This window comes from Rhizobium sp. OAE497 (genome assembly GCF_040546565.1).
Classification (GTDB): Bacteria; Pseudomonadota; Alphaproteobacteria; order Rhizobiales; family Rhizobiaceae; genus Rhizobium.
In genome coordinates this window covers 830,118-855,002 of the sequence record NZ_JBEPOA010000002.1, presented here as the reverse complement: position 1 = coordinate 855,002, position 24,885 = coordinate 830,118, and the positions used below count along the sequence as shown (strand labels likewise).

At 63.1% G+C, this 24,885-nt stretch carries 22 protein-coding genes and 1 pseudogene; 5 read left to right on the top strand and 18 right to left on the bottom strand.

Annotation, left to right across the window (positions count from 1 at the left end; all coding sequences use genetic code 11):
* Nucleotides 1-9: 9 nt before the first annotated feature.
* Nucleotides 10-745, top strand: a pseudogene (locus ABIE40_RS23530) (ATP-binding cassette domain-containing protein).
* A gap of 16 nt (nucleotides 746-761) precedes the next feature.
* On the opposite strand, the gene ABIE40_RS23525 reads toward ABIE40_RS23530, so the two are convergent.
* The 3 genes from ABIE40_RS23525 to msrB all read right to left on the bottom strand — a co-directional run bounded on the left by ABIE40_RS23525 (nucleotide 762) and on the right by msrB (nucleotide 5,156).
* Entirely contained in the window at nucleotides 762-2,735 is a 1,974-nt protein-coding gene (locus ABIE40_RS23525; protein WP_199628273.1) for an ABC transporter ATP-binding protein/permease, read from the bottom strand.
* Between the two features lie 87 nt (nucleotides 2,736-2,822).
* The gene (locus ABIE40_RS23520; RefSeq protein WP_199628274.1) at nucleotides 2,823-4,649 is read right to left on the bottom strand and encodes a cytochrome c biogenesis protein DipZ; all 1,827 of its coding nucleotides are present in this window, start codon (nucleotides 4,647-4,649) and stop codon (nucleotides 2,823-2,825) included.
* A gap of 18 nt (nucleotides 4,650-4,667) precedes the next feature.
* A complete protein-coding gene (msrB, locus tag ABIE40_RS23515) occupies nucleotides 4,668-5,156 on the bottom strand; it encodes a peptide-methionine (R)-S-oxide reductase MsrB (protein WP_112711203.1) in 489 nt (162 codons plus the stop codon).
* A gap of 289 nt (nucleotides 5,157-5,445) precedes the next feature.
* On the opposite strand from msrB, the gene ABIE40_RS23510 reads away from it, so the two are divergent.
* Nucleotides 5,446-6,363, top strand: coding sequence for a bestrophin family protein (locus tag ABIE40_RS23510; RefSeq protein WP_199628275.1), 918 nt, complete (start codon nucleotides 5,446-5,448; stop codon nucleotides 6,361-6,363).
* 98 nt (nucleotides 6,364-6,461) lie between these two features.
* Here ABIE40_RS23510 and ABIE40_RS23505 read toward each other — a convergent pair whose 3' ends face one another.
* Nucleotides 6,462-6,890: a nuclear transport factor 2 family protein gene (locus tag ABIE40_RS23505; RefSeq protein ID WP_199628276.1), complete on the bottom strand. Its 429-nt coding sequence runs from the start codon at nucleotides 6,888-6,890 to the stop codon at nucleotides 6,462-6,464.
* 266 nt (nucleotides 6,891-7,156) lie between these two features.
* Between ABIE40_RS23505 and ABIE40_RS23500 the strand changes: the two genes are divergently transcribed.
* Nucleotides 7,157-8,071: a LysR family transcriptional regulator gene (locus ABIE40_RS23500; RefSeq protein ID WP_199628277.1), complete on the top strand. Its 915-nt coding sequence runs from the start codon at nucleotides 7,157-7,159 to the stop codon at nucleotides 8,069-8,071.
* Between the two features lie 14 nt (nucleotides 8,072-8,085).
* Here the strand turns inward: ABIE40_RS23500 and ABIE40_RS23495 are convergent, their stop codons facing one another.
* The 8 genes from ABIE40_RS23495 to ABIE40_RS23460 all read right to left on the bottom strand — a co-directional run bounded on the left by ABIE40_RS23495 (nucleotide 8,086) and on the right by ABIE40_RS23460 (nucleotide 14,375).
* On the bottom strand, nucleotides 8,086-8,925 hold the full coding sequence (locus ABIE40_RS23495; protein WP_199628278.1) for an oxidoreductase: 840 nt from the start codon (nucleotides 8,923-8,925) through the stop codon (nucleotides 8,086-8,088).
* Nucleotides 8,926-9,047: 122 nt separating this feature from the next.
* Nucleotides 9,048-9,905: a pyrroline-5-carboxylate reductase family protein gene (locus ABIE40_RS23490; RefSeq protein WP_199628279.1), complete on the bottom strand. Its 858-nt coding sequence runs from the start codon at nucleotides 9,903-9,905 to the stop codon at nucleotides 9,048-9,050.
* Complete coding sequence (locus tag ABIE40_RS23485; RefSeq protein WP_199628280.1) at nucleotides 9,902-10,678, bottom strand: amino acid ABC transporter ATP-binding protein; 777 nt, start codon at nucleotides 10,676-10,678, stop codon at nucleotides 9,902-9,904. The genes ABIE40_RS23490 and ABIE40_RS23485 overlap by 4 nt, the downstream gene beginning before the upstream one ends.
* A gap of 24 nt (nucleotides 10,679-10,702) precedes the next feature.
* Nucleotides 10,703-11,404, bottom strand: coding sequence for an ABC transporter permease (locus tag ABIE40_RS23480; protein ID WP_199628281.1), 702 nt, complete (start codon nucleotides 11,402-11,404; stop codon nucleotides 10,703-10,705).
* 9 nt (nucleotides 11,405-11,413) lie between these two features.
* The gene (locus ABIE40_RS23475; protein ID WP_130281619.1) at nucleotides 11,414-12,082 is read right to left on the bottom strand and encodes an ABC transporter permease; all 669 of its coding nucleotides are present in this window, start codon (nucleotides 12,080-12,082) and stop codon (nucleotides 11,414-11,416) included.
* An 11-nt stretch (nucleotides 12,083-12,093) separates the two neighbouring features.
* Nucleotides 12,094-12,858, bottom strand: coding sequence for a transporter substrate-binding domain-containing protein (locus ABIE40_RS23470; protein WP_199628282.1), 765 nt, complete (start codon nucleotides 12,856-12,858; stop codon nucleotides 12,094-12,096).
* A gap of 40 nt (nucleotides 12,859-12,898) precedes the next feature.
* Nucleotides 12,899-13,528 carry an FMN-binding negative transcriptional regulator gene (locus tag ABIE40_RS23465; protein ID WP_199628283.1) on the bottom strand — a complete coding sequence of 210 codons (630 nt, stop codon included), beginning with the start codon at nucleotides 13,526-13,528 and terminating at the stop codon, nucleotides 12,899-12,901.
* A gap of 4 nt (nucleotides 13,529-13,532) precedes the next feature.
* Nucleotides 13,533-14,375, bottom strand: a complete 843-nt coding sequence (locus ABIE40_RS23460; RefSeq protein WP_199628284.1) for an arginase family protein — start codon at nucleotides 14,373-14,375, stop codon at nucleotides 13,533-13,535.
* A 135-nt stretch (nucleotides 14,376-14,510) separates the two neighbouring features.
* Here ABIE40_RS23460 and ABIE40_RS23455 point away from each other — a divergent pair, with 135 nt between their 5' ends.
* Entirely contained in the window at nucleotides 14,511-15,194 is a 684-nt protein-coding gene (locus ABIE40_RS23455; RefSeq protein ID WP_199628285.1) for a GntR family transcriptional regulator, read from the top strand.
* Nucleotides 15,195-15,224: 30 nt separating this feature from the next.
* On the opposite strand, the gene ABIE40_RS23450 is transcribed toward ABIE40_RS23455, so the two are convergent.
* Nucleotides 15,225-15,710: an Lrp/AsnC family transcriptional regulator gene (locus ABIE40_RS23450; RefSeq protein ID WP_199628286.1), complete on the bottom strand. Its 486-nt coding sequence runs from the start codon at nucleotides 15,708-15,710 to the stop codon at nucleotides 15,225-15,227.
* Nucleotides 15,711-15,885: 175 nt separating this feature from the next.
* Between ABIE40_RS23450 and putA the strand changes: the two genes are divergently transcribed.
* Nucleotides 15,886-19,587: a trifunctional transcriptional regulator/proline dehydrogenase/L-glutamate gamma-semialdehyde dehydrogenase gene (putA, locus tag ABIE40_RS23445; RefSeq protein ID WP_199628287.1), complete on the top strand. Its 3,702-nt coding sequence runs from the start codon at nucleotides 15,886-15,888 to the stop codon at nucleotides 19,585-19,587.
* 57 nt (nucleotides 19,588-19,644) lie between these two features.
* On the opposite strand, the gene ABIE40_RS23440 is transcribed toward putA, so the two are convergent.
* The 5 genes from ABIE40_RS23440 to ABIE40_RS23420 are packed head-to-tail and all read right to left on the bottom strand — an operon-like array spanning nucleotide 19,645 to nucleotide 24,704.
* Entirely contained in the window at nucleotides 19,645-20,373 is a 729-nt protein-coding gene (locus ABIE40_RS23440) for an ABC transporter ATP-binding protein (protein WP_199628288.1), read from the bottom strand.
* On the bottom strand, nucleotides 20,370-21,194 hold the full coding sequence (locus ABIE40_RS23435; protein WP_199628289.1) for an ATP-binding cassette domain-containing protein: 825 nt from the start codon (nucleotides 21,192-21,194) through the stop codon (nucleotides 20,370-20,372). The genes ABIE40_RS23440 and ABIE40_RS23435 overlap by 4 nt, the downstream gene beginning before the upstream one ends.
* Nucleotides 21,187-22,044 (bottom strand): ABC transporter permease, encoded by an 858-nt coding sequence (locus tag ABIE40_RS23430; protein ID WP_199628290.1) that lies wholly within the window; start codon nucleotides 22,042-22,044, stop codon nucleotides 21,187-21,189. The genes ABIE40_RS23435 and ABIE40_RS23430 overlap by 8 nt, the downstream gene beginning before the upstream one ends.
* Complete coding sequence (locus tag ABIE40_RS23425; protein WP_199628291.1) at nucleotides 22,041-23,123, bottom strand: ABC transporter permease; 1,083 nt, start codon at nucleotides 23,121-23,123, stop codon at nucleotides 22,041-22,043. Before ABIE40_RS23425 ends, ABIE40_RS23430 begins: the two co-directional genes overlap by 4 nt.
* A complete protein-coding gene (locus tag ABIE40_RS23420; protein WP_199628292.1) occupies nucleotides 23,124-24,704 on the bottom strand; it encodes an ABC transporter substrate-binding protein in 1,581 nt (526 codons plus the stop codon).
* Nucleotides 24,705-24,885: the final 181 nt, after the last annotated feature.

The following is a 24,885-nucleotide window of genomic DNA, read 5'->3' as shown; positions in this document are numbered from 1 at the left end:
GTATTGCCGATGAACGCTTCCGCTCCCGTCCTGTCGCTGAAGGACATCAAGAAGAACTTCGACGCCGTGGTAGCGATCGAGAATTTCTCGCTCGACATCCATCCCGGTGAAATCGTCGCCCTCGTCGGCGACAACGGCGCCGGCAAATCGACGCTGATCAAGATCATCTCCGGCGTCTATGCCCCCTCAGTCGGGGACGATCACCATCGAGGGCGACACCGTTTCCATGTCGAGTGCAACGATGGCGCGCTCGCACGGCATCGAGGTCGTCTATCAGGATCTGGCGCTCGCCGACCAGCAGACCGTCTACATGAACATGTTCCTGGGGCGCGAACTGACCAACGGCTTCGGCCTGCTCGACCGCAAGACGATGATCGCCGAAACCGAGAAGCTGGTGAAGGAACTCGACGTCCGCATCCCCTCGGCACACGCGACGATCAAGGATCTCTCGGGCGGCCAGCGCCAGGGCGTCGCGATCGCCCGCGCCACCCGTTGGGCAAAGAAGCTGATCCTGCTCGACGAGCCGACCGCAGCACTTGGCGTTGCCGAAACGGCGAAGGTGGAGGCGATCGTGCAGTCGCTGAAATCGCGCAATATCGGTGTCCTGATCATCAGCCACAGCCTCGACCAGGTCTTCAAGCTCTCCGACCGCATCTGCGTTCTCAGACGTGGAAAGCAGATCGGTATCCGCAAGACGTCGGAAACCGACAAGAACGAGATCGTCTCGATGATCACCGGCGTGTAACGCACGCCGGCTGTTCTCAACGCCCGCTGCGCTTCGACCGTGAGTGCCGCGGCACCATGCGCCGCAAGAGCGATTTCGACTTCCGCTTTCGCGGGATGAGATCGATATCGCTGACGAGCTTTGCTCCGCCGTCGCGGCGTTCCAGGGTGATCTTGCGGCTGTGGAACGCTTCGAGCTCGGCCCGGTGCGCGACGCTGACGATGGTGACCTTCGGCAGTTCGCGGATGATCGTCTGCATCATCTGGTCCTGGCTTTTCTCATCGAGCGCCGAGGTTGCCTCGTCGAGTACGATGATATCGGGATCGTGGAGAAGCAGGCGGGCGAAGGCGAGGCGCTGTTTCTCGCCGCCGGAAAGGGTCTGATCCCAGGGCGCCTCCTCCTCTATCCTGGCGCTCAGATAATCCAGCCCGACGGCTTTCAGCGCGCCCTTGATCTCCTCTTCGCTCCAGTCGTCGGCGGCACGCGGATAGGCCGTTGCCCGGCGCAGCGTGCCCGAGGGGATGTAGGGGCGCTGCGGCAGCATGAAGAGCCGGCTGCCGGCCCGGAAGTTGACGCTGCCCTGGCCCCAGGGCCAGAGACCGGCAATGGCGCGCACCAGTGTGCTCTTGCCCGTGCCGGATTCACCGGAGACGAGCACACGCTCGCCGGGTTCGATATCGACCTGCGTTTCCTTGACGACCGAGGTGCCGTCATCGAGCGACACCGAGAGATCGTTGAGGCTCAGCATGGCCTCGCCTTCCGTCTCGCCGTGCTGGATACGGCCGAGGGAGTCATTGTGTTCGGCGCGCTCGAGCCCGTCGAGCGACATCATCAGCGAAGCGATACGGCGCGCGCTGGCGTTCCAGTCGGCAAGGCGCGGATAGTTGTCGACCAGCCAGCCGAAGGCGGCCTGGACGATGGTAAAGGCCGATGCGGCCTGCATGACCTCGCCAAGCGTCATGGCGCCTTCGAGAAATTTCGGCGCGCAGAGCAGGATCGGCACGACGGGCGCGATCAGGCTCGATCCCTGCGAGACCAGCGTCGTGCGCATATGCTGGCCGGCCAGCAGCGCCCATTGCCGGATAACCTTGCCAAATGTCCGGTCGACGTCGTTGCGCTCCTCCTCCTCGCCGCCGAGCAGCGCAATGCTCTCGCCGTTTTCGCGCACATGCGTCAGCGTATAGCGGAACTCGGCCTCGGTCTGGTTCTTGACCTCGGAGACCGCGACGAAGTTGCGGCCGATGAAAGCGATCGAGGTCGAGGTAATCCCGGCATAGAGAACGGCGGCAACCACCAGAAAACCCGGAATTGTGATCATCGAGCCGCCGACCGGCAAGGTCAGAGCGCCGCCGATCGTCCAGAGCACGACGATGAAGGTGGAGGCCGACAGGAAGGCGACGATGACACCGGCGATAAAATCGACCGGCGATTCCGTGGCGATCCTGAGGTCTTCGGAGATACGGGCCTCGGGGTTGGCGTGGTCGCCGCCGATCAGGTTCAGCTGATAATAGCGGCCATTGGCCAGCCAGCGCTGGATGACCGCCTTCGTCAGCCACGAGCGCCAGCGCCGCTGGATCATCATCCTGACCAGCACCTGTGCGGTAACGAGTGCCACGCTTCCGAGCACCAGCGGCAAGAACACTGCGCTCAGATAATAGACGGTGCCGGCATCATGCCGCTCGATCGCGTCGAAGATTTTCCGGTTCCAGAGATTGATACCGTATTGGAAGCCGACATTGAGGACGATCATCGCCAGCAGCCCGAGCGTGCAGGGCCAGGCGAAGCTGTCGCCATGACGGCTCCAGTAGCCCCGCGCGCTGATCCAGAAGCGCCGCAGCAGATAGCGCTTGCGCGCATGCTCGGCTTCTTCCGGCGTCAGGCCCGGATCGGGTTCGGCAATATCCGGCGGTGGAGGGGCCTCAACAGTCGATCCCTCCCCTTGGTGCGACTTCGCGGCACCTTCCGGTTTGGTGCCATCGACCGATTTCGGTTTCAATTGAGCTTCGGCCATGAGCCGACAACGGCGCAAAAATCAAAAGGTTTCATGGACGCCTTGCGGCGCGTTGCGGCAAGACGTCCAATGCGCGTGGCGATCCCCTCAACCGAAGGTGAAGGCGTAGGCCTGCACGCCGGGATCGAGGAAATGGATCTCGAACGTGTGGTCGCCGACCGGGCCGGCCTCGCGCACCAGCTGGTAGAGCCTTTGGCCGGTCACCGTGCCGTTGCCGTCGGCATCGGTATCGACACCATGGCTATCCCCCGGCGGCTTGCCATCGACCGTGACCTTGAAGCGGATCGGCTTTCCGTCCGCATTCGGACCGAGAACGAGATGCAGGTCGCGGGCATGGAAGCGGTAATAGATGCTGCCATCCTTGTCGTTGAGCCCGGCATTTTCAGGCCCGACCGTCCAGTTGCCCGTCAGCCCCCATTCGTTGAGCTTCGGCTCCGCCGCGCTATAGACATGCGGCGCGTCGTTGACGGTACCCTTGGTATCGACGAAATTCTCGGAACGCTGCCAGCCGACATAAGTTTCGGGAGACTGCACGTCGTTCTGGTTCGAGGCCGCCTCCGTGCCGGTCGCCTTCACATCGACGATGCCGCCCGCGACATTCTGCTTTCCGGCCTCGGCGAGCAGCTCTTGGATCACCCGCTCGGACTGATCATATTCGCCCTCGCCGAAATGGTGATGGCGTATGCGGCCTTCGGCATCGATGAAGTAATGCGCCGGCCAGTATTGATTGTCGAAGGCGCGCCAGATGGCATAGTCGTTGTCGATGGCAACGGGGTAGGTAATGCCGAGATCGCCGATCGCCTTCTTGACGTTGTCGACATTCTTCTCGAAGGCGAATTCCGGCGCATGAACGCCGATGACCACCAGCCCCTGATTCTTGTATTTCTCCGCCCAGGCTTTGACGTAGGGGATGGCGCGAATGCAGTTGATGCAGGAATAGGTCCAGAAATCGACGAGCACCACCTTGCCCCTCAGCGCTTCGGCCGAAAGCGGCGGCGAGTTCAGCCATTGGATGGCACCGTCCAGCGGCGGCATCTTGCCTTCGACCGGCAATGTGTCCGCGGCTGCTTGCGGCTTTGCCTGCATCATCGTGTTGGCGCCGCTCATCATCATCTGGTTGCTGCCGCCACTCATCATCATCGCGCCGCCATCATTGCCGTTCATCACGACGGAAGACGGTTTCTGCGGCTGCAACTTGTCGATCAGTCCCTGCTCCAGCGATGCGGTGCTGGCGACCGACGCCTGTGTCAGGAAGCCGGTATCGAGGCCGAGGCCGATTGCGGCGACGGCAACGAGAACCGCCACACCGACCCCGCGGCGCAGCCATTCGCCGACGCCGAGCGACCGCTTCATCGTCTGATAGACCTTGCCGCCGACAAGCAGCGCCAGCGCAAGCGAGGTCGCCGCGCCGAGCGCATAGGCAAGCAGCAGAAGCGTGGTGCCGACGCTGGCACCCTGAAGTGCCGCCCCGGTCAGGATGAGGCCGAGAACCGGTCCCGCACAGGGCGCCCAGAGCAGGCCTGTGGCAACGCCGAGAAGCAGCGAGGCGACGACGCTGGAGCCGCCGGCGCGGGCTCCCTTGTCGGCGGACTGCGACAGACGCGCGCCGAGCGAAACCAGCGGCCGCGTCAGATGATCCGACAAAGCGGGAAACAACAGGATGATGCCGAAGACGGCAAGCAGGGCCAGCGCGGCATAGCGGCCATACTCGTTCGCCTGCACCGCCCAGCCGCCTCCGAGGGCGGCAAGTGTGGCGACCGCCGCGAAGGTCGCCGCCATCCCGATGAGCATCGGCAGGGTGCTGCGCATGAAGGGCTGCCCGGCGCGGGCGAAGACGAAGGGGAGCACGGGCAGAATGCAGGGGCTGACGATCGTCAACACGCCGCCGAGATAGGCAAGGACGAAAAGGATCATGGAACTGTCTCTGGTCGATCAGGCCGAAGCCCTATGGAATGTCATGGCAACGCCGTTCATGCAGTAGCGCAGCCCGGTCGGCTTCGGTCCATCTTCGAAGACATGGCCGAGATGGCCGCCGCAGCGGCTGCAATGAACCTCGGTGCGGACCATGCCCATCGAGCTGTCTCTCGTCGTACCGACCGCGCCGTCGAGCGGCGCCCAGAAGCTCGGCCAGCCGGTTCCGCTCTCGAATTTCGTATCCGACGAGAACGCATCCTGATCACAGCCGGCGCAGGCAAACTTGCCTTTCCCATGCTCGTTGAGAAGCGGGCTGGTGAACGGATATTCCGTCCCCTCCTTGCGGAGGACCTGATACTGGTCGGCAGTGAGCAGCTTCTGCCACTCCGCATCCGTATGGGTCAGCGGAAAATCTTGGGCGGCTTCGGCCGGCCGGGCCGAAAAGCCGAAGCGGAGCGCAAGGGCGCCAAGCCCGGCGCCAAAAAGGACATGACGTCTTCTGACCATGGTTTCAGTCTCCTCACCTGGTCTACCAAACGAGACATAAGACACGCTGGAGGGCGTTCTTATTCCATTACGCTATATTTTCCTGAATATAGCGCTGCCTGCATCTACGTGAGAAGCCTGCCGTTTGTTACACACGTCGCGGTGATCACACCAAAATGTGAACCAACGGCGCCTGCGCATGTTTTTCGAAGCGCGAGCAGTCGCCCGGCCGCGCCCTTTTGTCCCTTGCGAGACGGAAAACCGCGTCGTAGGGGAAATCACCAGACCCCGCGTTGGACCCGATCCGCCGATGATTGTTCGTGACAAGCCAAGTTTCCTCGTCCTGTTCTTCATCTTCCGGGGATCGGTGATCGAGCGCATCTATCCGCAGGTCCTGGCGGTCATGCTGCTGTCGGCGGCGATCGTCTGGGGGCACAACAACGACCCGGGCATCATTCCATCGGTGATCGGCGCCCCCTTCGCGCTGATCGGCATTTCGCTGTCGGTGTTTCTCGGCTTTCGCAACAGCGCCTGCTACGACCGCTGGTGGGAGGCCCGCAAGCTCTGGGGCCACCTCCTTGCCGTCAGCCGCGACTTCGCGAGACAGAGCCTGCTGCTCTCAGGAAGCAAGGGCGGCAGCAAGCTGCGCCAGCATCTTCTCAATCTGAATATCGAATTCGCCGCAGAGCTCGTGCGCCACCTGCGTACCAGCGCGGAGCCGGCCGGCTCGACACGGCTGACTGCGGAAGAGGCCGCCGAACTTCGCAAGCAGCGGAATAAGCCGGATTATCTGCTGCGACTGATGGGCGGCCTGCTCGCCGCCGAGCGCCATGCCGGGCGGATCAGCGATATCGAATTCACGCTGCTCGACCGCACCGTCAGCGAAATGAACGGCGTGCTGACCGCCTGCGAGCGGCTGCGCAATACGCCGGTGCCGTTCGGCTACATGCTGCTGCTCCACCGCACAGCCTATCTCTTCTGCTTCATGCTGCCCTTCGGCTTCGCCGACGTGCTCGGCTACGTCACACCCCTCGCCGCCGGCGTCGTCGCCTACACGTTCTTTGGCTTGGATGCGCTGAGCGAAGAGCTCGAAGAGCCCTTCGGCACCCTGCCGAACGACCTGCCGATCGCCGCAATCGCCAAGGCCATCGAGCTTTCGCTGCGCGAAGCACTCGGCGAAAAGGACCTGCCAGAACTGCCGAAGCCGGTAAACTCGATCCTGCTTTGAACGATGCTAAGCCTTGTCCAAACGGCGGATAAGGACCAGATAGTCGTCGCCAGCGAAACCCGGCCGCAATCCGCAGCCGAGTTCACCAGAGACATGCCTCAGTTCTGCGCCGGCTCGACCTTGTCCTCCCAGAGCTCGTTGAAAGCGATGCTGTCGAAGAAAGCCGTTGCCTTCACCACCTTGCCGTCCTTCAGGGTCAGCAGCCAGACATAGCTGTTCTTGTAGGAGAAGCCGTTATTGGCCGTGCCGGCGCCGTCGAAATAGGTGGTGACCACGTCGCCGTCGGCATAGACGCCGTAGATCTTGGTCGGCCGGAAGCGGTCGCTCGATTTGTTGAAGCGGGCGCCGAAGGGGCCAAGCACCTTCTGCATCAGCTCGGCCCGGCCCTTCGTGGTGCCTGAGGCCGCCGAGTTGCCGGTTATCGTCCATTCGATGTCGTCGGACAACAGCGGCTGCAGGGCGCCGCCATCGCCGTTCTTCCAGGCCGTGAGGACGGCTTCGACCGTTGCCTTGTTCTTCGTTTCCATGTCCAGGTTCCTTGTCTGCACCGCTGAAGTCTTTGCCGGTTCGGTAGCCGCTGCCGGAGCGAGCCCCATCAGTGCCACCAGCGCGCTGGCAGCCATGCTTCGAGCGAAATAGGTCGACATATGCAATACCCCCGTTGTTGAAGATCCCGTCGACGCAATGCGCGGCACCGCTGCCGTGGGATCCGCATTGCTGTGAAAGGAAATTTAGTGAGGGGTGATTACTGGGTCTATGCAGCAATATCTGCATGGGATACTGGCTTTTTCCCATGAATAGCAAGCGAGCGACCCTCACCGAACTCACGGCATTCACGACGATCGTTCGTCATGCGAGCTTTCGCGCCGCGGCCGACGAGCTCACCATGTCGCCATCGACCCTCAGCCACATGATGCGTGGACTGGAGGAGCGGTTGGCAGTGCGCCTGTTCAACCGCACGACGCGCAGCGTCGCCCCGACCCAGGCGGGAACCAGATTGTTCCGCAGCCTCATGCCAATCCTCAGCGAACTCGATGCCGCACTCGCCGATGTCGATACGTTCAGCTCGCGCCCCTCGGGAAACCTGCGGATCAACGCGTCTGAATCGGCAACGCAGATGATGATGCAGGAGATCGTTCCGACATTCGTCGAGCGCTATCCGGACGTGCATCTGGACCTCGTCACCGAAGGCAAGCTGGTGGATATCGTGGCGGATGGTTTCGATGCCGGGGTCCGGCTTGCCGAAGCGGTGCCGCAAGACATGATCGCGGTGCCCTTCGGTACCGAGGGGCAGTTCCTCGTGGTGGCGTCTCCGGCCTATCTCGAGACATTCGGCGTGCCCCGCACCCCCGACGACCTGCACAATCATCGCTGCGTGCGCTTTCGCCTTCCGAGCGGCAAGATGTACCGCTGGGAATTCGAGCGGCATGAGCATTCGCTGAAGATCGATGTGCCGGGGCCGGTGACCATCGACCATATGGGATTGATGGTGCGCGCAGCGATCCAGGGCGTCGGCATCGCCTATGTCTCGGCCGACATCGCCCGGGAAGCCCTGGCAAAGGGCGAACTCGTCGCCGTGCTCACGGATTGGACACCGCCCTTTGCCGGGCAGTGCCTCTATTATCCAAGCCATCGCCTGGTTCCGCCCGGCCTGCGCGCCTTCGTCGACATCATCAAGGAAGTCCAGCGCAGATCGAGGCATGCCTGAGGCAGCAGCCGGCGCTACGATTGCGAGGCGGCGAAGTCCGTGGAAACCGATAGCGCCCGCCAGCTCTCCAGCTCGGCGCTCACCTGCTGATGCTTCGCTTCGATCGCCGCAACGGTATCGGAACCGAAGGGAATGCGCAGCGGCGGGTTCGGGGCATCGACAATCGTCAGCAGCGCCTTGGCCAGCAGCGCCGGATTTCCCGGCTGGTTGTGGTTCAGCGAGACCGCGAGCTTGCGGATTTCGCCGACGGTTTCGGCATAATCCGCAATCGTGCTTTCGGTCGTCGTCAGCGACTGCGCGTCGAGGAAGTCGGTGCGGAAATAGCCGGGCTCGACGATCGTGACGTTGATACCGAGCGGCTTGAGTTCCATCGCCAGCGCCTCGCTGATCGCCTCGACTGCAAACTTGGTCGAAGCGTAGACGCCCCAGGCCGCCCAGCTGCGATATCCGCCGATCGACGACACGTTCAGGATATGGCCGGCGCGCTGCCGGCGCAGTTGCGGCAGAACCGCACGCGTGACGGCCAGCAGGCCGAAGACATTGGTGCGATAGACGGCCTCGACCTCCTTGCCGGAGATTTCCTCGATGGCGCCGATCACGCCGAAGCCGGCATTGTTGACCACCACGTCGATACGGCCGAACCGCGAAACGGCCTGCGCGACCGCGTCCTTAGCCTGCTCTTCGTCGGTGACGTCGAGCTTGACGGCAAGAAGGTTCGGGCGTTCGCCGAACCGATCGAGAATGGCCTTCGGATCGCGCGCCGTGGCGACGACATTGTCTCCGCGCTCAATCGCTTCCTTGACGAAGAGCGATCCGAAGCCGCGCGATGCTCCGGTGATGAACCAGGTTTTCATGGGTTGTGTCCTCAGGGGCTGAATGACCCCACTGGTAGACCACTTCGCCTCCCGCCTTAATCAGCCCAAACCGGCATTCCCTGCTGGCGATTCCCCAGCAATCGCGAGCAGGGTGGACCGCCTCATGAAGAAGCGGCCGATGCCGGTCGCAATTCCAGGGCGCGCGCGTGGGCGGCAGTCACCGCTTCGCGCAGGACATCGGCAAGCCGGTTGCCGCCGTTGAGCACGGCGAGCGCGGCTTCGGTCGTCCCGCCGCGGCTCGTCACCTGCTTGCGCAGCCCTGCAAGACTGCCGGGCTCCTTCAGCGCGAGTTCCCCGGCACCGACGACCATCTCCTTCGTCATCGCGAAGGCAAGCTCTTCGGAGAGCCCGAGCTGCATCGCAACTTCGGCGATGAGATCGACGATAAGGAAGATGTAGGCAGGGCCGGATCCGGAGACCGCCGTTGCCACGTCGATCAGCTCTTCGCGGTCGACCGCATGCGAAGAACCGCCGAGCGCCAGTAGGTCCTGCACCACAGCCTTCTGCCCGGGCGTGACGAATGAGTTCGAGAACGACACCGTCGTTCCGCATCCGGCAACAACAGGAATATTCGGCATGGCGCGGACGATCGACCGAGGCCCGAGGCATTCCTCGAAGAAAGCGACGGGGACGCCGGCTGCAAAGCTGACGAAGACGGCAGACCGCATCACGCTGTAAGGTGGCGCTACGGCGGCCAGCATATCCGGCTTCACGGCGAAGAAGACCGCGATGGGGTCGAAACCCTCCGGCAGTTCCGATGCCCCGGCATAAACCGTCGCTCCGGCCTGTTTGGCGCGCTCAGCGAGGTCCGCGTTGGGCTCGACGACGTGATAGTCATTGCCCGTAGCATCACGGCGATCGAGCCATCGCTTCAGAAAGGCGAAGCCCATGTTGCCGCAGCCGACCAGAAGCACGCTCGCCCGCGGCGCGGAATTCGTGTTGGAACCGATGCCGGTCATTGATGAACCATCCCCGGGAAGGACTTGCGCAGGAAGGCTTTCGAGCGCTCATGGCTCGGGGCGTTGAAGAAGGTGGCGGCAGACGCCGCCTCGACGATCTTGCCGCTTTCCAGGAAGAGGACGCGATCGGCAAAGCTTCGTGCGAAGCTCATTTCGTGGGTCACCACGATCATCGTCATTCCCTCCGACGCCAGCGACGCCATGACGTCGAGAACCTCGTGAACCATTTCCGGATCGAGTGCCGACGTCGGTTCGTCGAAGAGCAGAACCTGGGGCTTCATGCAAAGCGCGCGGGCGATCGCCACGCGCTGTTGCTGCCCGCCGGAAAGCTGCCCCGGATATTTGCCGCCATGAGCGGAAAGATGCACGCGCTCGAGCATCTTGCGGGCCAGTGCATCGGCCTCGGTCTTGCCGATCTTCAGAACCTTGCGCGGTGCCAGCGTCAGGTTTTCGAGAACGGTCAGGTGCGGAAACAGGTTGAACTGCTGGAAGACCATTCCGATCACGCCGGCCAGAACGCTGGCATTCGCACAGTCGCTGTCCAACCGGCGCCCAGCGATCGAAATCTCGCCCGAGACACGCTTTTCAAGTCCGGCGATGCAGCGGATCAAGGTCGACTTGCCCGATCCGGAAGGCCCGCAGATGACGAGCTTTTCGCCCTTGCCAAGCTCGACATCGATATCGGACAGTGCATCGAACGTGCCGAACTTCTTATTGACGTCGCGCACGGTGACGACGGGCGCATCGGCTGCTTGCCGAGCTGCAGGGCTCATGATCTTGCCTCCCAATAGGGCTTATTATGAAGCGCTTGCCGCACCGGGCCCGATGGGACCGAGCCTGCGCGCTTCGAGGAAACGGAAAACCTGTCCGGCAATCGAGCCGAACACGAAATAGAGAAGGCCGGCGACGGCAAAGACCTGGAAAGGCGCGTAGGTCTGCGCGACGATCGAGCGGGCGGCGCCCGTGACATCCATCACCGCGATCGCGCTGGCGAGCGTGCTGGCTTTCATGACGAGGATGAATTCGTTGCCGATCGCCGGAAAGATGGAGCGGTAGGCCTGCGGCAGAATGATGTAGCGCAGCGTCTGCCATTTGCTGAAACCGAGCGTCTGCGCGGCCTCGCGTTGTCCCGCCGCAACGCGCTGGATGCCACCACCGACGAGGGCGCCGGTATAGGCCGCGGAATTCAGCGCGATGCCGATCGTCGCACAGACCAGCGGAGCGATCAGGAACGGCCATATGACAGTCCCCTTGAGGAAGGTCAGCCTTGGAAGGCCGTAGTAGATGATCAGCAGCTGCACCAGCAGCGGAGTGCCGCGCCAGACGAACGTGTAGATGCGGGCCAGCGTCTTGGCGGTGGTCGAATTTGAGCTGAGTGCGATGCCGACAGGCAATCCGAGGATCTGGCCGAACGCGAATCCGAAAATCGTCAGCGCGATCGTCGTTCCGAAGGCTGCCAGGAGCGGCATGAATGTGGAAGCAAAAATGTCGAAGTTCATCTGCATCCCCTAGACGAAGCGTGCTTTGACGGATCGCTCGAGAAGGGCGATCGACAGCACCGATATCGCGGTGATCACGAGATAGATGGCGGCGGCGACCAGATAGAAGGTCAGCGGGCTGCGCGTCGCGTTGCCCGCCACTGCCGCACTGCGCATCACGTCCTCGATGCCGACGATGGAGACGAGAGAGCTGTCCTTCAGAAGGATCAGCCACTGGTTTCCAATACCCGGCAAGGCGCGATAGGCGACCTGCGGCAGCAGGATGCTTTTCCAGAGTTGCGCTTTGCTGAGCCCGAGAATCTGTGCCGCTTCGAACTGGCCGCGGGGAATGGATGAGATCGCGCCGCGGAAGATCTCCGAGGCATAGGCGCCGAAGACAATGGAAAGCGCAGCAGAGCCGGCCCAGAAAGCACTGATCTCGACGTGGCCGCCGAAGAGGCGGCTGAGCGCAACCGTGCCGCCGTAGAACAGCACAAAGATGATCAGCAGTTCCGGGAAGCTTCTGACGATGCCGGCATAGGCACCGACGAGGCGCTTCAGCCAGATATTGTTCGACACGGCCGCAATTGCCGCCGCGACGCCCAGGCCGGTTCCGATGACGAGACTCGTCACCGAAACCTTGACCGTTACCAATGCACCGTCTGCAAGCAGCGGCGCATATTTGAGGATATCAACCACGGCGATCTGGCCTATTCGATGTTATAGGCAAACCAGTGCTGCCGGACCTTGTCGTACGTGCCGTCTTTGCGGATGGCGGCCAGGCCGTCATTGATGACACGCAGGCGGCATTCGTCGTCCTTGCGCAGGCCAAAGCCGTAGCCGTCTCCGAAGAGCTTGTCGTGCAGTTCCGGTCCGACGAAGGCGTAGTCTTCACCGCCGGCGAGTTTCAGGAAGCCTTCAGAAAGGCCAGGAGCATCGTTCAGGGCAAAGTCGAGACGGCCTGTCGCCAGGTCCTGGGTCATGCTGTCCTGGCTGTCGTAGAGCTGCAGCGTCACTGCATCGCCGAAGGACTTCTTCATGTAGGTTTCGCCGGTCTGGCCGCGCAGCACGCCGACGGTCTTTCCGGACAGGAATTCCTTCGTCAGCTGGAACTCGGCATCCTTCTGCCCGACGAAGCGCGCCGGCGGATTGGCGTAGGACTGGCTGAACGCGATCTGCTTCTTGCGCTCGTCGGTGATCGACATCGCCGCCGAGATAGCGTCGATACGGCTCGTCACCAGGCTTGGGATCAGAGCGTCGAAGTCATTGATCACGAAGCTGCAGGTCGCGTTCTGCTGGGTGCAGATCGCCTTGATGAGGTCGATCTCGAAGCCCTTGGGCTCGCCGCTCTCGTCACGAAACGCGAAGGGTGCAAATCCGGCATCGGTTCCGAAGCGGATTTCCTTGCACTCCTGCGCCACGACCGGCGACGCGATCAGGCCGAGCATTGCGGCCAGAACGATATAGTTTCGCATGTAGTTTAACCTCCCGTGGATGCGTTCAAGGCATAGCGCCTTAGAACGGACGATTGTTCTCCGACGCCATCAACTGGGCGACCCCCTCCGCCGCAGTCGATCCGGACGCCTTGAGATTTGAGATGACCCTGTCCTGCAGCTCGGGGGCCTTGTCCTGCCCGAGCTTGAAGGCGCCTTCGAGGGCGGTGACTTCCATGCGGAAGGCAACGACCCCAGAGGCGATGCGGTCGATATATTCAGCGGACGGGCCCGGATCCCACGCCGTCTGATACTGGTCCTCGAAGTAGTGAACCGTGCGCATCAGGACGCCGATGATCTCACCGACGTCGTGGATCCATTCGATCTTGCCGGTCGCCTGTACCGTCACGTAGTTCCAGGTCGGGACAAAGGGGCGCACGCCGTACCATGTCGGCGAGATATAGGCGTGGGGACCGTTGAAGATCGCCATCGCCGGCTTGTCCGCATCGGAAGCGCTCCATTGCAGATTGGCCTTGGCGAGATGCGATTCCAGGATCAGCGTATCGGGCCCCTCCGACAGGACAAGGAACGGGATCTGCGTCGCAAACAGCCCGCTCCCGCCACCCGTAACGAGCGTGCCGAAGCCGTTGTCGCGGATGACCTGTCCGAGCTTCTGGCGATCGGAACACCGGTATTCATCGGGGATGTACATGGCTTCAAGCCTGCGGACGGAAGGCGGAGATCAGGGGCTCGATAACATCGAGCGCCGTCGTGACGGCCGCCTGGCGCGCGTCGACGCTCTCCGGCGCCTCGAACTCGGCCACTTCGAGACCAAGAACGCGGTTGCTCGCGCCGATCGCCGAAAGCGCCTCGCGCAGTTCCGACGGCTGGAGGCCGCCCGGAACGACGTATTCGGTCGGGAAGGTCGAGGGATCCATGACGTCGCAATCGATATGAACCCAGATCGGATGCGAACCGATGGCCTTCTGCAGCTTCTCGATGAGACCCGGACCCGGCGGGATGATCGTCGCGCCGGCTTCGCGCAGCAGTTCTTCTTCGGGCGGATCGAGATCGCGGGCACCCACCAGCACGAACTGATCCGGGCGCATCTCCGTGCCGAAACCGGTATGCCAGTAGCCGCTCGCGCCGGTCAGCGTGATGCCGCCGAGATAGCGCGTGGTGGTGGTCTCCGGCGTATTGAAATCGCCATGCGCGTCGAACCAGACGATCCGCGCATCCGGGTGCAGGCGGTGAACGACGGGGATCGTCCCGAGGCTGGTGGCGCACTCGCCGAGGCACAGGATCGGAAACTTGTTGCCCAGGAGGCCGTCCTCGATATGGGCAGCGGCCTTGGCGATCAGCGGCCGCGCCTGTTCGAGCGCGAAAGTCCAGTGATCGTTCAGTGGCTTCGACGGCGTGCCGTGCAGCGCAGCCGGAACACCAAGCTCGCGCTCCAGCGCCTTCGCCAGCAAGCCGGCGCCGATCATGCCACCGGGGCTACGGTCGGAGATGCGGCCCTGGATGGCGGCAACCGAAGGCTTTCTAGACGAATTTTCCACTGGCAATCTCCTTAAGAATCCACAATCGGATACATTGGATCCAATGTTGACGGTGTAGCCGGAGCGTGTCAAGAACGTTTTTGAAAATTGTTAGACCGACCCATCCGGACACCGACCGAGGCGACATACGAGCCAATGCCAACCCTTGCCGAGATTGCCGCACGACCCCGCGCCCGCTTCAAGACCGCGATGGAAATCGCCGTCGAAGGCCTTCGCGAAGCGATTCTTGAAGGGGCGATCAAGGCCGACTCCCCGCTTCGCCAGGAAGAGCTCGCAAAGGTTTTCGGGGTAAGCCGGATGCCGATCCGCGAGGCGCTGCGGCAGCTGGAAGCCGAGGGGCTGGTGCTTTCGGCGCCTCACCGCGGCGCCGTTGTTGCCGAGCTGCTGCCTGCAGAAGTCCGCGAGATCGACCAGATCCGCTCGGCGCTGGAAACGCTTGCCCTCAGCCTGTCGCTACCCCTCCTCACTGACCGCCAGTTCGAGGAGGCCGAAGCGATACTCGACCGGATGGAGGCATGCCAGGATGCGGCGAAGTGGACGGCGCTGAACGAGCAGTTCCACAACAGCCTCTACGCTGGCACGGCATCGCCGCGCCTAAAGACGCTGATTGCCGGCCAGTATGTGGCGCTGGCGCGATATTCGAATGTTCACGTCGGCGCACTGGATTACCGGCGCCGCGCCGATGAGGAACATCGCGGACTTCTGGAAGCCTGCCGCACGCGCGACATCGCTGTCGCAACGTCGGCCCTCAGCAAGCACATCCGGGCAAGCGGCGAAGAGATCGCGAAGGTGCTGGAAGGCAGCCAGCAGGGCACATGAGAGCGGCGCCTCAAGAGCCTTCGGAGCCGATCACAGGTGAGTTTGGTCCCAGCCGTCCTTGACGGTTTCCATGGCCGGGTTGGTCGAGGTGCTCGCGACATGCGGCAGCGTCGAGATCTTTTCGCCGAGGACACGGCGGTATTTGGCGATGTCGCGGGTGCGGACCTTCAGCAGATAGTCGAAGCGGCCTGCGATCATGTGGCACTGCTCGACCTCCTTGATCTTCTTGACCGCATCGTTGAAGCTCTTCAGCGCACCTTCGGTGGTATTCGAGAGTTTGACCTCGACAAAGGCGACGTGATCGAGTTCCATCTTGGCAGGATTGAGCACCGCCCTGAAACCTTCGATATAGCCTTCCGCCAGCAAGCGCTTGAAGCGAATCTGGCAGGGTGTATTCGACAGGCCGACGCGGGCAGCAAGGTCCGTAATGGACATTCGGCCGTCTTCCGAGAGGGCCTCCAGTATCCTCTTATCGAACTGGTCAAGTTCACTAAAATTTGCCGCTTCTCTAGTCATGACGCCTTCTCGAATGGGACTAGAATAGACGATTGCCACTGGATGACGCCGAAAGCAAGTTAGATCGACCTGAAGCGGTCATGTTATGCTGCGCTTGCTGGTGACAGAGGGCTTTGGAGAAGCCCGAAGGCGCTGGCTTTTGGACGTTCAACAACCTTCGCCGCTAGGACCTTCCATGCTCACAGACGTCGCCGACAACGCCTCCGGATCGAACCCGAATTCGCCCTTTGCCCAGTTTGCCCCGCCGATCCGCGAGCAGTCGGCGCTTCGCAAGGCGATCACCGCGGCCTACCGTCGTCCTGAGACCGAGTGCCTGCCGCCGCTGGTCGCGGCCGCCAAGGTTCCCGACGATCTGAAGACGACGATCCGCGGCACGGCGCGCAAGCTGATCGAGGCGCTGCGCGCCAAGCACAAGGGCACAGGCGTCGAAGGACTGGTTCAGGAATATTCACTATCGAGCCAGGAGGGCGTCGCCCTCATGTGCCTTGCCGAAGCGCTGCTGCGCATCCCCGACACGGCTACCCGCGATGCGCTGATCCGCGACAAGATTTCCGAAGGCGACTGGAAGTCCCACGTCGGCGGCGGTCGCTCGCTGTTCGTCAATGCCGCGACCTGGGGCCTCGTCGTCACCGGCAAGCTGACCTCCACGGTCAATGACCGCAGCCTGGCGGCGGCGCTCACCCGTCTGATAGCCCGCTGCGGCGAACCGGTAATCCGCCGCGGCGTCGACATGGCGATGCGTATGATGGGCGAACAGTTCGTCACCGGCGAGACCATCGACGAGGCGCTGAAGCGCGCCCGCCCGCTGGAAGCCCGCGGCTTCCGCTATTCCTACGACATGCTGGGCGAAGCCGCGACCACGGCGAAGGATGCCGAGCGCTACTATCGCGACTACGAGAACGCCATCAACGCCATCGGCAAGGCGGCCGCCGGCCGCGGTATCTATGAAGGCCCCGGCATCTCCATCAAGCTCTCCGCCCTGCACCCGCGCTATGTGCGCGCGCAGTCGAAGCGCGTCATGGAAGAGCTGCTTCCCCGCGTCCAGAAGCTGGCGCTGCTCGCCCGCACATACGATATCGGCCTGAATATCGACGCCGAAGAAGCCGACCGCCTGGAGCTCTCGCTCGATCTCCTGGAAGAGCTCAGCTTCGATCCGGCGCTGAAGGGCTGGAACGGCCTTGGCTTCGTCGTCCAGGGATATGGCAAGCGCTGCCCCTTCGTGATCGACTATATCATCGACCTGTCGCGCCGCTCCGGCCGCCGGATGATGGTGCGCCTGGTGAAGGGCGCCTATTGGGATGCCGAGATCAAGCGCTCGCAGCTCGATGGTCTCTCGGATTTCCCGGTCTATACGCGCAAGATCCACACCGACGTCGCCTATGTCGCCTGCGCCCGCAAGCTGCTTGCGGCCACCGACGCGGTCTTCCCGCAATTCGCGACGCATAACGCCCAGACGCTGGCAACGATCTATCATCTGGCCGGCAACGATTTCCAGGTCGGCAAGTACGAGTTCCAGTGCCTGCATGGCATGGGCGAACCGCTCTATGACGAAGTCGTCGGCAAGGACAAGCTCGACCGCCCCTGCCGCATTTACGCACCTGTCGGCACGCATGAAACGCTGCTCGCCTATCTGGTCCGCCGCCTTCTCGAAAACGGCGCAAACTCCTCCTTCGTCAACCGCATTTCCGACCCGAAGGTCTCGGTCGACGACCTGACGGCGGATCCGGTCGACCTCGTCGAGGCGATGACGCCGCCCGGCAAGCCGCATGATCTGATCTCCCTGCCCGACGATCTCTACGGCGCGGAACGTCGTAATTCCGCCGGTATCGATCTGGCGAATGAGGCGGAACTGGCGCGCCTGGGCGGCAACCTGTCGAAGACCGTCACGATGACCTGGCATGCCTTGCCGCTTCTGGCAGACGGCGACACGCAGGGTGTGACGCGCCCGATCCTGAACCCCGCCGATCACGGCGATGCCGTCGGCGAGGTGACCGAGGTCGAACCGGCGGCAGTTGCGAAGATCGCCAAGCTTGCGGCGATCGGCGCCACCGAATGGGCCCAGGTCTCTCCGGCCGATCGCGCAGCCTGCCTCGATCGCGCAGCCGATATCATGCAGTCGCGCATCGAAACGCTGATGGGCGTGATCATGCGGGAAGCCGGCAAGTCGGCGGCGAATTCGATCGGCGAAGTGCGCGAAGCGATCGACTTCCTTCGCTATTACGCCGAGCAGGCCCGCCGCACGCTCGGCCCCTCGCACGCCCCGCTCGGCCCGATCGTCTGCATCAGCCCGTGGAACTTCCCGCTGGCGATCTTCACCGGCCAGGTCGCCGCGGCGCTCGTCGCGGGTAACTCGGTCATCGCAAAGCCGGCCGGCGTTACGCCGATCGTCGCTTTCGAAAGCGTTAAGATCCTGCACGAAGCAGGCATCCCCCGCCATGCCCTGCAGTTCACGCCCGGCGACGGCCCGCTCGGCGCCGCGCTAATCGACGCGCCGGAGACGGCTGGCGTCATGTTCACCGGCTCCACCGGCGTTGCCCGCCTCATCCAGGCGCAGCTCGCAAACCGGCTTTCGAACTCGGGCAAGCCGATCCCGCTGATTGCCGAAACTGGTGGCCAGAATGGCATGATCGTCGATTCCTCGGCTCTCGCCGAACAGGTCGTCGGCGATGTCATCGCCTCGGCCTTCGACAGCGCCGGACAGCGCTGCTCAGCGCTTCGCGTCCTCTGCCTGCAGGACGATATCGCCGATCGCACGCTGACCATGCTGAAGGGCGCATTGCAGGAGCTCTCGATCGGCCGCACCGACCGGTTGAGCGTCGATGTTGGCCCAGTCATCACAGCGACGGCGAAGGCCGGTATCGACGGCCATATCGAGAAGATGAAGGCGCTCGGCTGCAAGGTGGAGCAGCTGCCGCTTCCCGAGACGGCCACCCTCGGCACCTTCGTGCCGCCGACGATCATCGAACTGAAGAAGCTCTCCGATCTCGAGAAGGAAGTGTTCGGACCGGTGCTTCACATCATCCGCTATCGCCGCGCTGATCTCGACCGTCTCATCGACGATATCAACGGCTCCGGCTATGGCCTGACCTTCGGCCTGCACACGCGCCTCGACGAGACGATCGCGCATGTGACGAGCCGGGTGCAGGCAGGCAATCTCTATGTGAACCGCAACATCATCGGCGCCGTCGTCGGTGTCCAGCCCTTCGGCGGGCGCGGCCTTTCCGGCACGGGTCCGAAGGCGGGCGGTCCGCTTTATATCGGCCGCCTCGTGCAGAAGGCGCCGGTGCCGCCACAGCACAGCTCGGTCCACACAGACCCGGCGCTTGCCGATTTTGCCGTCTGGCTTTCGGGCAAGGGCAAGGCGGACGATGCCGAAGCCGCCCGCGAGCTCGGCAGCCTCTCGGCCGTCGGCCTGCAGAAGGAGCTCGTCGGCCCGGTCGGCGAGCGCAATCTCTACGCCCTCCATCCGCGCGGCCGCGTGCTTCTCGCCCCGTCCAGCGAACGCGGGCTTTACCGGCAGATCGCCGCGGGTCTCGCGACCGGCAACCAACTCGTCATCGACGAAGTTTCGGGCCTTCGCCAAGCGCTGAAAGACCTGCCGGCCAGCGTCGCGCATCGTATCAGCTGGACCTCGGACTGGAACAAGGATGGCCCCTTCGCCTCGGCTCTCGTCGAAGGCGATGCCGAGCGGATTCTCACGGTCAACAAGGCGATCGCCGCGCTCGACGGCCCTCTGGTTCTAGTGCAATCGGCAACGACGGCGGAGATCGAGAGCGATATCGAGGCCTATTGCCTGAACTGGCTGGTCGAGGAAGTCTCGACATCGATCAACACGGCTGCGGCCGGCGGCAATGCCAGCCTGATGACGATCGGCTGATCGTCAGCACAATGGCGCCCGGGCGGCTAGCCGCCCCGGCGCAATCCATATTGAAAGCTACCCCGCAATCGCCACAGCGTCGCTCCAGGAAGCGGCGATCTGCGCCCGGTCCATCGAGCGGGCAATACGCCCGGCATCCATGATGACGGCGCGGTCGCACATATGCGCGACGACGCCGGGATCGTGGCTGACGAGGACGAATGTCATGCCCTCGGACGCCTTGAGATCGTTCAGCAGATTGAGGATTCCGGCCTGTACGGAAACGTCGAGCGCCGAAGTCGGCTCGTCGAGCAGCAGCAGCTTCGGTTTCAAAAGCAGTGCCCGGGCGATTGCCACGCGCTGGCGCTGACCGCCGGAAAGCTGATGCGGATAGCGGCCTGCGACGGCTGCCGGAAGACCGACCCGCTCAAGCGCGGTCCGCACCTGACCCTCCACATCGCGTTCGCCACGCAGCGACAGCGGCTCGCCGAGAATGCGGGCGATGCGATGGCGCGGGTGGAGCGAGGAATAGGGATCCTGAAAGACCATCTGGATGCTGGCGCGCAGCGCGCCGGTGATCTTCCGTCCTGGCTGTAGCGGCTCACCGGAAACGGCAATCGAGCCCTGCCAGTTGGTGTTGAGACCGGCGATGGCACGAAGCACTGTCGTCTTGCCGCAACCCGATGGACCGATCAGCCCGAAGGTCTCGCCCGCGCCGACATCGAAGCTGACATCCCGCACCGCGGTGAAGCCCTTGTCGCGCCCCTGAAAGGTTACGGAGAGATTGGTGACGGACAGCGCGCTCATGGCTGCTCTCCATAGACCGGCAATCTCGTTCCGTAAGTCGCGGCCGACGGACGGGCGGCCCAGAGGGCACGCGTATAGTCCGACTTGGCATTTGCGAGATCGGCCGACACCATCTGTTCGTCGATCTTCCCGCGGCGCATCACCATCACACGATCGGCGTAGCGCGACACCTGCTGCAGGTCGTGGCTGATCAGCAGCAATCCCATGCCAAGCTCCTCGCTCAGCGAGCGCAGCAGTGTGAGGATCTGATCCTGCAGCCCGCGATCAAGCGCCGACGTCGGCTCGTCGGCGATCAGGAGCTTCGGGCGGTTGATCAGCATCGCAGCGATCATCACACGCTGCCCCATGCCGCCGGACAGCGCCGCCGGATAGCTGGAATAGATGCGGCTGACATCCAGCAGGCCGACCTTGTCGAGCATGTCGAGCGCCCGCTCCCGTCGCTCGGCGGCCGACAGTTTGGTGTGAAGAAGCAGGGCTTCCTCCACCTGACGGCCGATCCTGTGTGCCGGGTTCAGCGAGTATTTCGGATCCTGCAGGATCAGGCCCATGCCGCTGCCGCGCAGGCTGTTCCAGCCCTTTTCGGGGAGGGCCGTCAGATCCTGCCTGTCGAAGGAAAGGCGCGCGGCCGCGACCTGTGCCCGTGACGGCAGCAGACCCATGATGGCGCGGCCGGTCATCGACTTGCCGGAGCCGGATTCTCCGACGAGTGCCACCACCTCGCGGCCGACCGAGAAGGATACGCCATCGACGATCCGCACCGGTCCGTTTGCCGATGGAAAGGAGATCGACAGATCCTCGACCTGAAGCAAGGGATCAGTCATGGCGGGGATCCAGAATGTCACGCAGGCCGTCGGCCAGCAAATTAAAGGCAAAGGACGTGATCAGGATGGCGATGCCGGGAACGGCGGCCACCCACCACTGGTCGAAGATCACCTGCGTGCCCTCCGAAACCATCGAGCCCCATTCCGCCGTCGGCGGACGCACGCCGAGGCCAAGGAAGCCGAGGCCCGCGGCGGCAAGGATGATGCCCGAAAGATCGAGCGCCAGGCGGATGATCGCCGAAGGCAGCACGAGCGGCAGGATATGCCCCCAGAGCAGCCTGATGCCGCGAATGCCGACCATTTCGGCGGCGGCCAGATAGTCGCTGCGTCTCAGCGCTGCCGTCTCGACCCGGGCCTGGCGCGCATAGGCGGGCCAGCTCGTCAGCGCGAGAGCCAGCGCCCCGTTGATCAGCCCGGGCCCCATGATCGCGACGAAGGCAAAGGCAAGCAGCAGGCGCGGGAAGGACATGACGATATCGGTCAGCCGCATCAGTACGCGCTCGGCGATACCGCCGAAGAAGCCCGCGAGAATGCCGACGAGTATCCCGAGCGGCGCCATCAGCAGCACGACGACGAAGACGAGCAGCAGTGTCGGGCGCGCGCCATAGATGATGCGTGAGAGAATATCCCGGCCGAAACCGTCGGTGCCCAGCCAGTGGGCCGCATCCGGCGGCATCAGTCGATTGGCCGTTTCCTGCAAGTTCGGATCGTAGGGCGCGATCCAGGGCGCAAAGAGCGCCAGCGCAAGGATGACGACAACGACCAGGCATCCTACGGCAGCGGCCGGCGAGCGCAGGAGACGTTGCAGAAAGACGGATCCGCCGAGCGGCGGCTGAACGGTCTCGCTCATCGTTTCCTCCCCGCTTCCAGCCGTGCGACGCCGAGATCGGTCAGCGCATTGAGCAGCACGAAGGAGGCGCCGACGATCAGCGTGGCGCCGAGAATGGCCGGCATGTCGCCGGAAAACATCGCCGTCGTCAGATAGCGGCCGATGCCGGGCCAGGCAAAGACGGTTTCGGTCAGCACCGCGCCTTCGAGAAGGCTGGCATAGGAAAGCGCGATCACCGTCAGCAGCGTCCCCGAAATATTGGGCAGGATATGGACGAAGACGATGCGGCGCAGGCTCGCGCCCTTGGCACGCGCCGTCGTCACATATTCTTGCCCGAGCTCGGTGAGGACTGCCGCGCGCGTCAGGCGCGAAATGGCGGCAAGCGCATGGAAAGCAAGCACCGTCGCAGGCAGCACGAGATGCGCCAGCGCATCGCGGAAGGCGCCCGCCTTGCCCGACATCCAGGTATCGATCAGCGCAAAGCCAGTGACCGGCTTGACCGTGAATTGAAAGACGACGTCGGCCCGGCCGGGCCCCGGCGCCCAATGCAGCCGGGCATAGAACAGGAGCAGCATCAGCAGCCCCAGCCAGAAGATCGGCACGGAATAGCCGAAGAGCGAAACGAAGCGCGCCAGGCTATCCACCCATGTCCCCTGCCGCATCGCGGCGGCGATGCCCAGCGACAGACCGACGATCGCGCCGATAACGATCGCTGCGGTGGCGAGCTCGATGGTTGCGGGAAAAGTGCGGGCGATATCCTTGGCGACGGGCTGGCCCGTGGAGATCGACTGCCCGAAATTGCCCGATAGCGCCGTCTCGACATAACGCAGGAACTGCAGCGGCAGCGGCTGGTCGAGCCCGAGCTCGACGCGCGCCTGCTCGTAGGTCGACTTGCTCGCGTGATCGCCGACGAGCTGCAGCGCCGGGTCGATCGGCGAAAGCCGCGTCATCGCAAACGTCACCAGCGCCAAGCCGAAAAGGGTCAGCGCGAATGACCAGAACCACTTGAAAAGAGGCCAGATGAAAGACAACTCCCGCCAGCTGTTTCGCTGACGGGAGTCGGTCATGCCGGCAATATTGTTCGTTGCCGTTTGCGGCACTTATTTTTCTACCTTGTCGTAATAGACCTGGTCTGCGTTCAGACCCTGCGCATAGTTCTTCACCTTGTCGCTTAGCACGACCGGATCGTTGCCTTGAAGCGTAAAGATGAAGGGCGAGCTCGCCTGGATCTTCTTCTGTAGATCCTGATAGAGCGCGATGCGCTTGGCCGGATCCTGTTCCTTGACGGCAGAAAGCGTCTCGTCCGTCAGTTCCGGGATAACCCAGCCGGCATATTTCGCCGCGGTGTTGGTCGAGTTGTCCTTGTTGATCGCGAAGGCGCTGGCGTTGGAATGCGGATCGAAATAATCCGGGATCCAGTAGCGCAGCGTCATCTCGAACTTGCCGGAGCGGCCACGGGCATAGATGTCGCTCGCAACACCCGGCTGGATGTCGAGCGTGATACCGGCTTGCGCAAAGGTCGACTGAAGCGACTGGGCAATCGAGAGATAGGGCTGATCGTTAAAGACGATGAATTCGATCTTGAACGGCGTCTTGATGCCAGCGTCGGCCAGGATCTTCTTCGCCTTCTCAGGGTCGAGCTTGAACGGCGTATCCGTCAGGGCGCCCGGAAAGCCGACCGGAAGGAAGGACTGGTGGACGCTGCTCTGGCCGCGCAGGAGGTTCTTGGCGATACCGTCATAGTCGACGAGATAGCGTGCCGCTTCCCAGAACGCCGGATTGCCGAGCGTCGGGTTCGCCTTGGTGTTGAGCAGGATATAATCGGTGCGGGCGGAAGGAACAGAGAGAACCTTGATGCCGCTCTTGTCCTTCAGCGCTTCGATCTGGTCCGCAGAGAGACCACGGGCGATATCCGCATCACCCTGCTCGACGAGCAGACGGCGGGCACCGACGTCAGGCACGTTGCGGATGATGACGTTTTCGAGCTTCGGCTTGTCCGACGAATTGGCATTCGCCTGCAGCACGAGGGCTTCATGCGGCGTGTAGGCAGCGATCGAGAAGGCGCCGCTGCCGGCCGAGTTGGTCTTCAGCCAGCCATTGCCGAAGTCGTTGTCCTTGGCATTGGCCGAAACCGTCTGCTCGTCGACGACGGAGGCGATCGGGGCGGTCAGCAGCGAGAGCGCAAAACCTGCACCGACATCGGCGCTCCAGGTCAGCTTCACATGCTTGTCGTCCACCTTGGTCACGGCGCTGTCGACGGTCTCGGGCTTCCAGCCGAGTTCGTTGAGGATGAAGGCCGGAGACTTGTTGAGCTTGACGGCGCGCGTCAGCGAGAAGACCACATCTTCGGGACGAACCGGATTGCCGGAGGCGAATTTTGCATCGGCGAGCGCAAAGGTCAGGCTCTTGCCATCGCTGCCGGCTTCCCAGGAGGCGGCGAGCGCCGGCTCGATCTTCGTGCCATCGTCGCGGTTGGACTGCACGAGACGCTGGTAGAGGTTGTTGAAGGACTGCACCGTCGTCAGCTCGAAACCTTCGGCCGGATCGAAGCTCGTCGCGTCATCGATCGACTGGGCAACGACGAGCGTGTCGTTCGGGGTTTCGGCGTGGGCGGCAAGCGGACCGAGCGCAAGGCTGAATACGGCGCCAAGGAGCGCTCCCCGCCAAGATTGCAGCAACATTTTCGTCTCCTGATTATATTTATATGCGCGTTGGACCCGGCAGAGCGCCGCACGCTAACAAGTGCAACTTACTGCGCAGCCTCACCTTTCATCAGGCCCGATCGTTGCGATTATCACGGTGAAGTGAGAAAAAAATTCCCTGAGAAAGCCGAAATCCGGCGCTCCACAGAAACAGCCGAAC